We start from the raw sequence: 13091 nt of genomic DNA, 5'->3' as shown, positions 1-13091 counted from the left end.
GTTTGTCATGCGGATACTGAACTGCGTTCTCTCAGCGCTCGTTGCAGCAGTGCTGGCGGCGTCGACGGCCGTTGCGGCGGAAATCACCGATGTCACCGGCCGCAAGGTCGAGATCGAGCTACCGGCCAAGCGGATCCTGCTCGGCGAGGCGCGCCAGATCCACGTTGCGGCGGCGCTCAAGGGCGAGCATGTCTTCGACACGATCGTCGGCTGGCGCGACGATCTGATTAAGAAGGATCCGGATTCCTACGACGGCTATCGCGAACGCTTTCCGGCGATAGAGACGCTGCCGCGCTTCGGCTATATCCCGAGCGGCGATTTCAGCCTCGAGGCGGCGATCGTGCTGAAGCCGGACGTGCTTACGCTGAACCTCGAAGCGCGAGATGCCGTCGAGGAATCGGGTTTCATCGACAAGGCGGCCGCGGCCGGTGTCGCCGTCGTCTATCTCGATTTCCGCGTCCACCCGGCGAAGAACAGCGAAAGGTCCGTGGAGATCCTCGGCCAGATTTTCGGCGCGGAAGCGCGGGCGAAGGAATTCATCGATTGGCGTCGTGATCAGATCGCTGTCGTCACCGATCGTCTCGCCAAAGCCGGGGCGATTACGCGGCCAAAGGTGTTCATCGAGCGCTCGCCCGGCATTACCGGCGAGACTGTCTGCTGCCGGACCTTCGGCCCGGCGAACTTCGGCGAGATGGTGGAAAAGGCCGGCGGCCACAATATCGGCGCCGACGTGATCACCGCGACCTTCGGCGACCTCAATGCCGAGCAACTCGTCGTTGCCAACCCGGATCATGTGATCGTCACCGGCAGCAACTGGTCGGCCGAGTCCGACGTCAACCAGTACGTGGCGGTCGGACGCGGTGCCGATCCGGGCGCGGCGCGGGAGCGGCTGAAGGGGCTGATGCAGAGGCCCGCCTTTGCCACGCTCGATGCGGTCAAGGCGGGCAGGGTCCATGCCGTCTGGCATCAGTTCTACGGCGCGCCCTATGAATTCGTGCCGATCCAGCAATTCGCCAAATGGTTCCATCCGGAGCTCTTCGCCGATATCGATCCGGACCGGAGCTTCCGCGCATTCCACGAGAAGTTCCTTCCGATCGCCTACCGGCCGGGCTATTTCGTCTCGCTTTCGGACGGGGGTGAATGATGGCCGCCGTCGCCGACGAAATCGCCGGTGTTGAAGGGCGCGGTCGCTACCGCGCCCTTGTCGCGCGCCGGCTGCTGATGCTTTCGGGCCTCATCGCCGCTCTGTTTCTCTCAGTTGCTGTCGATATGGCGCTCGGACCGGCGAACTACCCGCTTGCGGACGTTCTGACGGCGCTGTTCAACTCCGGGGCCGTCAGCGACCAGCTTCGTGTGGTGATCTGGGATATCCGCATGCCGATCGCGCTGATGGCAGTGACTGTCGGCGCTTCCCTGTCGGTCGCCGGCGCCCAGATGCAGACGATCCTCGCCAATCCGCTGGCGAGCCCCTTTACACTCGGCATTTCGGCGGCTGCCGGCTTCGGCGCCGCGCTCGGCCTCGTCGCCGGTGTCGCGGTCTTTCCAGTCGCCGTTCAGTACATGGTGCCGCTCAACGCATTCCTGATGGCAATGCTGGCGGCGCTCTTCATCCATTTCGCATCGACCATGCGCGGCGTCACCGTCGAGACCATCGTGCTGCTTGGCATCGCCCTCGTCTTCACCTTCAACGCGGCGCTGTCGCTGCTCGAGTATCTTGCTTCCGAACAGGCGCTCGCCGCCGTCGTCTTCTGGACGATGGGCAGCCTCACCAAGGCGACCTGGCCCAAGGTTTGGATCACCGCGGCCGTACTGGCTTTCGCCGCACCGCTCTTTGCCCGTCATGCCTGGGCGCTGACGGCGCTCAGACTCGGCGACGACAAGGCGGCGAGCTTCGGCATCAATGTTCGCCGGCTGCGGCTGGAGACGATGCTGATCGTCAGCCTGCTGGCGGCGATCCCCGTCTCCTTCGTCGGCACGGTCGGTTTCGTCGGTCTCGTCGGTCCGCACATCGCCCGCATGCTGGTCGGCGAAGACCAACGTTTCTTTCTGCCGGCTTCGGTGCTCTGCGGCGCGCTCTTGCTTTCGACGACTTCCGTCGTCAGCAAGATGATCATTCCCGGTGCGGTGCTGCCGATCGGTATCATCACGGCGCTTGTCGGCGTTCCGTTCTTCTTCGTGCTGATCTTCACCAACAGGAGGCGGGCATGGTAGCCCTGAGGCTCGACGCGGTCGGCGCCACCTACGGCCGGCGCACCGTGCTGTCTAACATCAATACGGGCGAGCTCAAAGGCGGACGCCTGACCGCCGTCATCGGGCCGAATGCGGCCGGCAAATCGACGCTCTTCAAGCGCATTGCCGGTCTCGCGGCCGGTCCGGGCCTCGTCCACCTTTCCGACACGGCCAAGGGTCCGGAGACGATCTGCTACATGCCGCAGGATACCGGCGCCAACGCGGTGCTGACGGTCTACGAATCCGTTCTGCTGTCGGCCAAGCAGGGTTCCGGCTGGAAGGTGAAGGACGACGAGCTTGCCGAAATCGACCGGGTGCTGGCGGCATTGAGGATCGACGACCTGGCGTTTCGCGGTCTTGGCGAACTTTCCGGCGGCCAGCGGCAGCTCGTGTCGATCGCCCAGGCGCTGGTGCGCAAGCCCGAGGTTCTGTTGATGGACGAGCCGACCTCGGCGCTTGACCTCTTTCGCCAGATCGAAGTGCTCGGCTTCATGAAGCGCTTGTCGGCCCAATCCGGCATGGCGGTGCTGATCGCGTTGCACGACCTGAACCACGCGCTTCGCTATTGCGACGATACGATCGTGATCAGTAGCGGCTCGGTGGCGGCGAGCGGTCCGACGGAGACGGTGATCACCGCCGACATGCTGAAATCCGTCTATCGTGTCGAAGCCCGCGTCGAGGCCTGTTCGCTCGGTCGGCCGGTGATCATCGTCGACGATTCCATTCCTGTTCGGTGACCGGGCGACACGACACTCGAACTCCGGGAAGCGCGTCAGTTGACGCGCGTCCCCTGGGCGGAAAACAAATGCAGTTTCGCGAGATCCGGGGCGACACGCACCGGCTGGCCGGGTTCAAGATCGATCCGATCTCGCAGGACCAGGTTGGCATCTGACGGTCCGAGCTTCACAAGCACATGCGTTTCAGATCCGGTCGGCTCGACGACCACCACCGTCGCCGGCACGCCGCTCTCGGCGATGACGAGATGTTCCGGGCGGATGCCGTAGATCGCGGCCGCCGCCCCCTGATAGTCGCCCGGCATCGGCAGAAAGACGCCGTCACGCGTGACGAATCCCTCGTCGGCGGGCGAACCCTCGAACAGGTTCATCGCAGGCGAACCGATGAAGGTCGCGACGAAAGTGTTTGCCGGCCGGTCGTAGAGCTCGAGTGGCTTGCCGATCTGCTCGACATTGCCGCCGCGCATGACGACGATCCGGTCCGCCATGGTCATTGCCTCGATCTGGTCGTGGGTGACATAGACGGTCGTCGTCTTCAGGCGCTGGTGCAGGTCCTTGATCTCGGCTCGCATGGTGACGCGCAGCTTGGCGTCGAGGTTCGACAGCGGCTCGTCGAACAGAAAGACCTGCGGGTGGCGGACGATCGCCCGTCCCATGGCGACACGCTGGCGTTGGCCGCCGGAAAGCTGCTTCGGCAGGCGGTCGAGCAGCGGCCCGAGCGCCAGAATATCCGCCGCCTCGCGCACGCGCTTCTCGATCGCCGCCTTGCCTTCGCCCTTGAGCTTCAGTGCGAAGCCCATGTTCTCGGCGACCGTCATATGCGGATAGAGCGCGTAGCTCTGGAACACCATGGCGATGTCCCGCTCCTTCGGCGCTACGTCGTTGACGACGCGGCCGCCGATGCGGATCTCGCCGCCGCTGATGTCCTCGAGCCCGGCGAGCATGCGCAACAGCGTTGACTTGCCGCAGCCGGACGGGCCGACGAGAGTGACGAACTCGCCATCCTCAATGTCCATGGAGACGCCGTGGATCACCGGGACGGCGCCATACTGCTTGCGGACCTGTTGGATCGTGACGGATGCCATGCATTCCTCCCTTTCTCGTCATTCAGAGCTTGAGCTGCCAGATCCTGGCGATCGCGACGTTCCCTGCCGGCGCACTGAGGCGCGCAGAGCGAACGCCCTCGAAGCCGGGCAGTCGCTTCGTCCCCGTCCAGCGGCCGTTGTCGGCAAAGACCTCGATCGAGCCCTTGTCCAGGAAGATGCGAAGCGTCGAGGGCCGTGCGCCGGCAGCGATATAGCGGGGCAACCATTTGCCGTCCGGCACGTCGTAGAGGATGCTCAACCCTTCCGGGTCGAGACGGAGGCCGAGTTCGACGTCCGGGTGGTCGAATTCGAGATCGAAGGCCGCGCCATCTGCCGCAAGATCGATGATCATCTCGACGGCGCCGTTGCCGAGCTTTACTGTTTCGCCTGCTAGTAGCCGGTTTTCGTCGACAAGCTGCTGACGCAGCGTGTCGACGGCCTCGATCGGCGGGGTCAGCAGTGCGCCATTCCTGATGAGGACGCGGCGCGGCAGCGTCATGGCCGTCGGAAAGTCGATCTTCTTGGAGATTTCCGTCCAGTTGGCGAGCCAGGCGATGCCGACGGGCGCGGACTGGTCGACAAAGGCCTGGAAGGCGTAGGCGTCGGTGCCGAAATCGAGTTCCTGCTCGAATTCCTTGACGAAGTTCCGGCCATCGAAGCGACCCACGGTCGCGATGGTGATATTGCGGCGGCCGGTCGCCGGGTCGCGGCTGGTCAAGAGACCGAAGATCAGCGCCCAGCGGGTCTGCGGATCGTCGGCCGACCCGTCGAGCGGCACGATGCAGGGGCATTCGGCCGCTGTCATGCCGAAACGGTTCTCGCGGTGCAGAATGCCGACGAAAATCCAGCCGCCTGCGGCGTCCGGATCGGCGGTCTCGTAGAGCAGGATGACGCCGCCGGCGTGGTCGCGGCTGCCGAGAAGCATCTTCCAGCGTCCGTCCGGGCCCCTCAACACATAGGGATCGCGAAAGTCCATCGTCAGGTCGAGGCCGGCGGGGCGCGCGGGAAGAATGATTTCGGCAGGGCCGGCGCTGATCTGGTCGCCGGTGACAGCCGTCAACTGGATCTGCTCCTCGGGCAGGCGATCCTTGACCTGCTCGGTGAAGAAGACGCGGATGCCCGGTTTTTCTCCTGCAAGCGGAATGGCCGAACCGGAAAAGGCCCCGCCGCGACCGTCGGGGCGCGCCGAAAGCTCCGCCGAAGGCAACAGGAAGATCGGCAGGTGTCTCCAGTGCAGATAGTCGTCGGAGACCGCGTGGCCCCAATGCATGGTGTTCCAGCGCAGACTGTGCGGATAGTGCTGGTAGAAGAGGTGGACGTTGTCGGCGAAGCGACCGAAACCGTTCGGATCGTTCATCCAGCCGAAGGGCGGACGGAAATGGTAGCTGCCGGGAACGGCGGGCGCGGCATTCTCCTCGCTGCCATAGAGCACGTGAATGCCCTTTTCCAGCACGTCGTCGTTCGAGAAGGCATAGACAACCGAGACGGCCGTCGCCGCGGCATCGTAGGCGAGGGCTGTTTCTCCGCCTGCCTCGAGCACCAGGGCCTGGAACTCGAATTCCTCCGAATTGTGGGTGATCATCCGGCCGATTTCTCGCCCCTCCTGGCTGGCGCGTAGCTCGGCCAGCGTTTCCGCACGCGCGGCCTTCAGCCAGGCATGGATTGTCGTGCCGGCAGGCAGGACGGCGCTCAGCGTCTTGACGCTGCTGCCGAGAAGCGAGGAGGGGTTTGCATGGCTTGTCATTGATCAACCTTTCACGGCGGAGCCAACAAAGGAACTTACGAACCAGCGCTGGAAAGCGAGATAGAGGGCGAGGATCGGGATCATCATCAGGACCGAGGCCGCCATGGCGCGATCCCAGTAGATGCTGTCCTGGCCGAAGAAGGTGGCAATCGCGACGGCGATCGGCCGGGCGTAATCGGTCTGCGTCACCAGGATCGGCCAGAGATACTGGTTCCAGGCCTCGATCCCCATCAGGATCGAGACCGTGGCGAGCGCCGGTAGGCTGAGCGGCAGGAAGATTGAGCGGTAGATGCGGAACACCGAAGCACCGTCCATCTCGGCCGCTTCGAAGAGCTCCTTCGGAAGCTGTGCGAAGAACTGGTAGAACAGGAAGATATAAAGTGGGCTGGCGACCCAGGGCACGATCTGCACGGCGAAGGTGTCGGTCATGCCGGCGCGCGACACCATGATGACGAGTGGCATGATGATGCTTTCCTGCGGGATTACATAGAGCGCGATGACGACCGACAGGATCAAGGCGCGGCCGCGCAGCGATCCCCAGGCGAGCACGAAGCCGGCCATCGAGTTGACGATGAGGCCAAACCCGACGGTGCATGCCAGAATGAACAGCGAATTCAGGAGATAACGACCGTAGGCGAGCTCGCCCGAAAGATTGCCGACCTCCGCGAAGTTCGACAGCGTCGGGTTCGACACCCAGAAGGCGCGGAAGCTGCCCATGTCGGCGAGGATCTGGAAGCGATCGTCCTTCAGGCTGGCGACGAGCAGCATGAAGAGCGGTGATACGATGACGAGGGCGATGACGAGGATGCAGGCGGTCTGCACGAGGCGCAGCGAACCGATCGCGGAGCGCTCACGCTTCACCTCCATTTGTGTTGCGGAAAGGACGAGATCAGACATCGAAACGCCTCAGAAGCTGGCGCTGCAGGAGCGCGATGACGAGAACGATGAGGAACAGAATGACCGAGACGGCCGAGGCGAGCCCAAGCTTCTGCTCTTCGAAGCCGGTGCGCACCATGTAATGCACCACGGTTTCGGTGCTGCTTCTCGGTCCGCCCTGGGTGAGGACTGCGACCTGGGTATAGAGCTTGAAGGCCTGAATGGTCGTGATGACCAGCACGAAGACATGCGTGGGTCTCAGGCCGGGCATGGTCACATGCCAAAAGCGCTGGAAGGCATTGGCGCCGTCGATCCTGGCGGCATCGTAGAGTTCATCCGGAATGCCCTGCAGCCCGGCAAGATAGACGATCATCTGAAAGCCATAGGCCTGCCAGGCCGAGAGCAGCACGATCGAGAACATCGCCCAGTTGGGGTCGCCGAGCCAGTCGATCGGCTGGATGCGGCCGGCGGAAAGGAAACCGATCACCTGGTTGAGCGGCCCGGTCGGATATTGGAATAGCGTCCCCCAGATGACACAGACAACGACCATCGAGGTGATGGCGGGCAGGAAGAAAAGCCCGCGGAAGAAATTGCGGAACGGCAGCTTCTGGTGCAACAGCAGGGCCGTCGCAAATGCGAGCCCGCATTGCACCGGCAGGATCCAGAAGGTGAAGCGCGAGACGTTCCAGAGCGAGATCCAGAACAGGTCGTCCTTCAAGATCCTCAGAAAGTTGGTGAAGCCGATGAAGCGGACCGGTGTCGGACGCGGCACCAGCGGCTGATTGGTCATCGCCGTCCAGAAAGACAGGAGGAACGGCACGATGAGGAAGATCGTCAGCAGCGCCACAGCCGGCGCGAGCATGCCGATCTCCTGGAACAGGCGGCCCTTGTCCCTGCGTCGGGCAGGGCGCGCCAAGGCTGCCGTCGCGGCCAGCGCCGGTTGCTGCAAGGTCATGATCTCCTCCTCAATCAACTGCGTAAGTCGGTCGCAGTGCGACCAATGGGCGACCGCGCGATAGGGCGCGGTCGCCGACGAGCGCTACTGCTGGTCGTCGAAGGGCGGGTAACCGTCGTTTTCTTCGATGTCTTCGTCGATCTTTTCGGCCGCCGCGGTCAGCGCCGCCTTGACGTCGCCGTCGTTGAAGATTTCGTCGACTGCTCCCATAAAGGCCGAGGTGATTGCCGGATAGGCCGGATGCGGCGGGCGTGCGATCGCGGTCTTCGATGCCTGCTCGAAGGCGACCGCCATCGGACCGCCGACGTTATACAAGGGGGAATCCGCGGCGAAGCTCTTCAGGCCCGGATAGGCGGAATCCTCCTTGGCATAGTCGCGGTACTGCTTGTCCTTCAGCATGAAGCTCACGAACTTGCCGGCGATATCCGGATGTTCGGAGGCGGTGGTGATGCCCCAGATCCAGGTGCCGTTCGGGCTGACACCCTTCGGTCCGAACTTCGGCAGCGGCATCACCACGATGTCGTCCTTCATCGAGGCGGCGGCTTCGGCATAGATCCAATGGCCGCCAAAGGCGAGGGCGGCCGGGTGCCCCTCGGCGAAGAACTGGTTGGTGCCGGAGGATTGCGGCACGACCCAACCGTTCTTCACCCATTTCTGCATCATCGTCAGCGCATTGACGCAGGGATCGCTATCGAGAGTCCCCACCGACTTCCAGGTTTTGCGATCGATCAGGTCGCAGCCCGCCGATTGCAGGATCGGGCCATAGGCATAGGTGATCCATTCGGTCTTGATGCCGTAGCCACGGAACGTGTCGATTGGCCACTTCACGCCTTCGAGCTTCGAGAGTTTCTCGAGGTAGCCCTCGAATTCCTCGCGCGTCCAGGCGTCGTCCACTCCCTTCGGGATGCGGGCGCCGACCGCTTCCAGATATTTCCTGTTGCCGTAGAGGACGACGGAGGAATCGGTGAGGCCGACGGCGTAAAGCTCCTTGTCGATCGGGTAGGTGCCCTGCGCGACGTTGGACTCCGTCATGTCTTCGAGGATGTCCTGGTCGATCAACGGCTTGATCGGCTGCAGGTAGCCGGACCAGACGTAGTTGGCGAGGAACGGCGCGTCGAGCTCCATGACGTCCGGCAGCTGCTTGGACATTACGGCGGCGCTGAATTTCTCGTTATAGGCGTCGTGTGGCGCATAGATCAGTTCGACATCGACGTCAGGATTGGCCGCCTCGAAACGCTTGGCGACGTCGCCATAGGTCGTGACCCAGCCGGGATCGCCCTGATGCATCACCTGGATGACCGTCTTCGCCTCGGCATGGGTCATGACGACGCCCAAGGCCGCGGACGCTATGAGTGCTTGAAGTAAACGTTTACCCATGATTATCATACTCCTCCTCAACGGGTTTCACACTGCTGTTGAATTCAGACGGATGACCGCTCCACCAATTGGAACGGCAACTTGCGCACCTCCCCGGGTACCGCATCGCTCGAAAGCAGAATGTCGGCAGCCATACGGCCCATGGCGCGATGCGGCAGGGCCATGGTCGTCAACGGCGGATCGAGGCGCGAGGCGATGTCGACCTGGTTGTCGAAGCTGGCGACGGCGACATCATCGGGGATCTGTGCGCCCTCCCGTCTCAGCGCCGCGTAGACCTCCATCGCGACGCGGTCGTTGCCGCACAGGATCGCATCGGGGGGCTCGCCGCCCCTCATCAGCTCGGTGACATGCGACAATACGAGGCTGTGCGCCCTGTCGCTATAGGTTGCGCGACGCACCGCCGGCAGCACCTGAGCGCCGGCGCCGTCAAGCCCAGCCTCGGTCAAGGCCTTGCGAAAGCCGGCCTCGCGCAATTCACCGGCGAGGAGACCCGGCAGGTTGATGAAGGCGATGTTCCGGCGCCCGGCATCGATCAAGTAGCTGGTAATCTCATGGGCGGCGCCGACTTCGTCCGGAACGAGAGAGGTCACCCGATCGTTCACGTCGCGGCAATTGATCATCACGCCGACAGTTCCGGCAAACTCCTCGGGCAGCGACACAACCTTGTGATACATTGAAGCATAGGCGATCGCCCGCGGACGGAAGCGGCGCACTTCCTCGAGCACCGAGCCGATGTCCCGGCGGCCGCTGAGTGTCATCGCGAACACAGCAATGTCGGAGGCCCGTGCAGCGCCGTCCAGGCCACGGATGATCTCGGTGGCGAAAGGGGAAGTGATCAACTCGTCGGCGACAACGCCGATCAGCGGCATCCAGCCCTGTCGCATGCTGCGCGCGGCGAGATTGGTGACGTAGCCGAGTTCCTCGGCGATTTCCTTGATGCGCTGCCGCGTCTCATCGGACATTCTCGCCGAGCCGCCGTGCAGGGCACCCGAAACCGTCTTGACGGAGACGCCGGCGCGTTCGGCTATGTCGGTTAGAGAGATGGTCACGAAGGGTTCCTTGGGTTAACGATTACTCAAATAAATATCACCTTTCAGATAGGGGAGTCAATCGCAGATCTTGGCTGCTGCGGCGTAGTCTCTTTTTGCCCACGTTTTCCTGCGAGCACACAAAACACCGCTGTCGGCACCGGTACAACTTGCGCGGCAGGTCGGAAATGCGCATCTCTTACGCTTCTCCTCATTCTGCCCTATATTAGAAAGCATGAATTTCGACGACAGGTAGAGCGGATTGGATAACCGCTACGGCGGTCCGAGCTTCTATTCTGCCGATCGTAAGACCTAGAGGCTTGGACGGCGAATGTCCCGAATCCTCACGCTGGTGCTGTTCCTGCTGTCGGCCTTCGCGTTTCCAGTTTCATCTGTGTCCGCGGCCGAGCGGGTTGCCTTGGTCCTGCATGTGAACGGCGCGATCAGTCCGGCGACGGCGGAATATGTGATCCGGGGATTGCAACGCGCCGAGGATCGCGGCGTGGCGCTGGTGGTCCTGCAGATGGATACGCCGGGTGGCCTCGATACGTCGATGCGGGACATTATCCGCGCCATCCTCGATTCCTCCGTGCCGGTCGCCAGTTTCGTCGCGCCGAGTGGCGCTAGGGCGGCGAGCGCCGGGACCTATATCCTTTACGCCAGCCACGTGGCGGCGATGGCGCCGGGGACCAATCTGGGCGCCGCCACGCCGATCGCCATCGGGGGAGGGCTGTTCGGTGGCGACGAGGAAGACGGCAAGGAGACTCCCGACGAGCAAGGAAAGCCCGACGCCCCCAAGCCGCCATCGAGTGCCGGCGAGGCAAAACTGATCAACGACGCGGTGGCCTATATACGTGGGCTGGCCGAACTGCGAAATCGCAATGCCGATTGGGCCGAGAAGGCCGTGCGCGAGGCCGCGAGCCTTTCTTCGCCGGCGGCGGTACGGGAGAAGGTCGTCGATTTCACTGCCGTCACTGTCGAGGACCTTCTCAAGCAGGCCCATGGCCGGACGGTTCGCATCGGTCAGGCCGACAGCCGGCTTGATACGACGGGACTCGCCGCTGAAGACGTCCTGCCCGACTGGCGCACGCGGCTCCTCTCGGTGATCACCGATCCGAATGTCGCGCTGCTGCTGATGATCGTCGGCATTTACGGGTTGATCTTCGAGTTCCTGACGCCTGGCACCGTGGTTCCCGGCACGATCGGCGGTATCTGCCTGCTGCTCGGTCTCTACGCCCTGGCGGTGCTGCCGGTAAGCTACGCCGGTATCGGGTTGATCATCCTCGGGGTGGCGCTGCTGGTGGCAGAAGCGCACGCGCCGTCCTTTGGCGTTCTCGGGCTCGGCGGCGGCGTGGCCATCGTGCTCGGTGCCGCCATCCTGTTCGACACCGACGTGCCGGGCCTGCAGGTGTCCTGGCCGGTTCTCGGAGGGGTGGCGATCGCAAGCTTCGCCTTCAGCCTCATCGTCGCCCGTCTCGCGTTCCTGTCGCGCCGGCACAAGATCGCCACGGGAGGCGAGCAGATGATCGGCATTTTCGGCAAGGTTGATACCTGGGCAGGGGCCGGAGGTTACGTTATCGCGCATGGGGAACGCTGGAGGGCGGTGAGCGACGAGCCGCTCGGTCCCGGCGAGGACGTGATGGTCGTCGGCCGGGACGGTTTGACGCTCGAAGTCGAGCGCCGGGCAAAAAGAAGCTAGAAGTGGAGGAATTGATGCCCTTGTTTGGAAGTCTCGTTCCGCTCGCCGCGGCGCTGTTTGTCCTGCTGATCGTCATCGCCTATGCGATCCGGATCCTGCGGGAATATGAGCGCGGCGTCATCTTCACCCTCGGCCGCTTCACAGGGGTCAAGGGGCCTGGTCTCATTCTGCTTCTTCCCTATGTGCAACAGATGGTGCGGGTCGATCTCAGGACCCGCGTGCTCGACGTGCCGAGCCAGGACGTCATATCCCATGACAACGTTTCGGTCCGGGTCAGCGCGGTCATCTATTTCCGGGTGATCGATGCGGAGAAATCGACGATCCAGGTCGAGGATTTCATGGCCGCGACGAGCCAGCTCGCCCAGACGACCTTGCGATCGGTGCTCGGCAAGCATGACCTCGACGAGATGCTGGCGGAACGCGATCGGCTGAACGACGACATCCAGAAAATCCTCGACGTGCAGACCGATGCCTGGGGTATCAAGGTCGCGACCGTCGAGATCAAGCATGTCGACATCAATGAATCGATGATCCGGGCCATCGCCCGCCAGGCGGAAGCCGAACGCGAGCGGCGCGCCAAGGTCATTAACGCCGAGGGCGAGCAGCAGGCGGCCGCAAAGCTGCTCGAGGCGGCGCAAATCCTCGCCCGCCAGCCCCAGGCGATGCAACTGCGCTACCTGAGCACGCTCAACGTCATCGCCGGCGAGAAGAACTCGACGATCATCTTCCCCTTCCCGATGGAGCTGGCCGAGCTGCTCGCGGCCAAGACCGGACGCTCCTCGGAGTGACAGAAGCGAGACGCCACCGGCAGCAGGAGCGCCGCGGCGTCACATCACCATCTGCCGCGCCACTTTCTCGGTCAGCTCTTCTTGCTCCTCGCTCACGCGCTTTGCTGCGTCGGTGGCAAGCTGCGCTCCCATCCGCGTGAACCGCTCCGCCTCGTCGGAATAGTCCTGGAAGGCATTGCGCCAGAAACTGCAATAGAGGTCGAAGCCGTCGCGTGCATAGTCCGACGCGAGCAGATCCTCCCAGAGTTGCAGATGCTGCTCGCTGCGGCTTTGCATAAGGTGAGCGCCTCGATCTGACCGCGCAACGCGGTATGCAGCATATCGGCCTGAAAGCGCGCCGCCGACAGCATCAGCGATCGACCTTCGGGACCTACCGGCCATTGGGGCCAGGCCGCGGGGGGAAGTGTGTCGGATATTTTCTTGGCCATCGCAGAACCTCCTTTTCTGCAGCATCTCGCTGTCTCATCGCAAATCGAAATCATGCATGACGACTGATCGCGTCGTTCGGAAAGTGGTGGGCGCCCTCTACGCGGGCGGATTGGCGGTGCCTTTTGAGTGCCAAGCTAAGGTGGCCAG

12 protein-coding genes are annotated in these 13091 nt (G+C 63.2%); 5 read left to right on the top strand and 7 right to left on the bottom strand.

Features of this window, described 5'->3' with window-relative positions; genetic code table 11:
• Nucleotides 1–7: 7 nt before the first annotated feature.
• Genes N181_RS22525 through N181_RS22515 form a run of 3 tightly spaced genes read left to right on the top strand, consistent with a single transcriptional unit; the run spans nucleotide 8 to nucleotide 2966 of the window.
• Nucleotides 8–1144 carry an ABC transporter substrate-binding protein gene (locus N181_RS22525; protein ID WP_037432028.1) on the top strand — a complete coding sequence of 379 codons (1137 nt, stop codon included), beginning with the start codon at nucleotides 8–10 and terminating at the stop codon, nucleotides 1142–1144.
• Nucleotides 1141–2211: a FecCD family ABC transporter permease gene (locus tag N181_RS22520; RefSeq protein ID WP_037396374.1), complete on the top strand. Its 1071-nt coding sequence runs from the start codon at nucleotides 1141–1143 to the stop codon at nucleotides 2209–2211. Before N181_RS22525 ends, N181_RS22520 begins: the two co-directional genes overlap by 4 nt.
• On the top strand, nucleotides 2205–2966 hold the full coding sequence (locus tag N181_RS22515; RefSeq protein WP_037396373.1) for an ABC transporter ATP-binding protein: 762 nt from the start codon (nucleotides 2205–2207) through the stop codon (nucleotides 2964–2966). Before N181_RS22520 ends, N181_RS22515 begins: the two co-directional genes overlap by 7 nt.
• A 35-nt stretch (nucleotides 2967–3001) precedes the next feature.
• On the opposite strand, the gene N181_RS22510 is transcribed toward N181_RS22515, so the two are convergent.
• The 6 genes from N181_RS22510 to N181_RS22485 form a co-directional block, all read right to left on the bottom strand.
• Complete coding sequence (locus N181_RS22510) at nucleotides 3002–4048, bottom strand: ABC transporter ATP-binding protein (RefSeq protein WP_037396370.1); 1047 nt, start codon at nucleotides 4046–4048, stop codon at nucleotides 3002–3004.
• A 22-nt stretch (nucleotides 4049–4070) separates the two neighbouring features.
• Nucleotides 4071–5792, bottom strand: a complete 1722-nt coding sequence (locus N181_RS22505) for a GH32 C-terminal domain-containing protein (RefSeq protein WP_037432024.1) — start codon at nucleotides 5790–5792, stop codon at nucleotides 4071–4073.
• 3 nt (nucleotides 5793–5795) lie between these two features.
• Nucleotides 5796–6689 carry a carbohydrate ABC transporter permease gene (locus N181_RS22500; protein WP_037396365.1) on the bottom strand — a complete coding sequence of 298 codons (894 nt, stop codon included), beginning with the start codon at nucleotides 6687–6689 and terminating at the stop codon, nucleotides 5796–5798.
• Nucleotides 6682–7623: a carbohydrate ABC transporter permease gene (locus N181_RS22495; protein WP_037432022.1), complete on the bottom strand. Its 942-nt coding sequence runs from the start codon at nucleotides 7621–7623 to the stop codon at nucleotides 6682–6684. Before N181_RS22495 ends, N181_RS22500 begins: the two co-directional genes overlap by 8 nt.
• Nucleotides 7624–7707: 84 nt before the next feature.
• The gene (locus N181_RS22490) at nucleotides 7708–9000 is read right to left on the bottom strand and encodes an ABC transporter substrate-binding protein (RefSeq protein ID WP_037432073.1); all 1293 of its coding nucleotides are present in this window, start codon (nucleotides 8998–9000) and stop codon (nucleotides 7708–7710) included.
• 44 nt (nucleotides 9001–9044) lie between these two features.
• A complete protein-coding gene (locus tag N181_RS22485) occupies nucleotides 9045–10049 on the bottom strand; it encodes a LacI family DNA-binding transcriptional regulator (protein WP_037396354.1) in 1005 nt (334 codons plus the stop codon).
• A 310-nt stretch (nucleotides 10050–10359) separates the two neighbouring features.
• Here N181_RS22485 and N181_RS22480 point away from each other — a divergent pair, with 310 nt between their 5' ends.
• Together N181_RS22480 and N181_RS22475 are read left to right on the top strand one after the other, a co-directional pair.
• Entirely contained in the window at nucleotides 10360–11727 is a 1368-nt protein-coding gene (locus N181_RS22480) for an NfeD family protein (protein WP_037435572.1), read from the top strand.
• A 14-nt stretch (nucleotides 11728–11741) separates the two neighbouring features.
• Nucleotides 11742–12515 (top strand): slipin family protein, encoded by a 774-nt coding sequence (locus N181_RS22475; protein ID WP_037396345.1) that lies wholly within the window; start codon nucleotides 11742–11744, stop codon nucleotides 12513–12515.
• Nucleotides 12516–12554: 39 nt separating this feature from the next.
• On the opposite strand, the gene N181_RS34955 is transcribed toward N181_RS22475, so the two are convergent.
• Nucleotides 12555–12791 (bottom strand): hypothetical protein, encoded by a 237-nt coding sequence (locus N181_RS34955; protein ID WP_245290985.1) that lies wholly within the window; start codon nucleotides 12789–12791, stop codon nucleotides 12555–12557.
• Nucleotides 12792–13091: the final 300 nt, after the last annotated feature.

Origin of the sequence: Sinorhizobium fredii USDA 205, assembly GCF_001461695.1 — a bacterium.
In the GTDB taxonomy this organism is placed as follows: domain Bacteria; phylum Pseudomonadota; class Alphaproteobacteria; order Rhizobiales; family Rhizobiaceae; genus Sinorhizobium; species Sinorhizobium fredii.
This window is presented reverse-complemented; position numbering and strand designations above follow the sequence as displayed.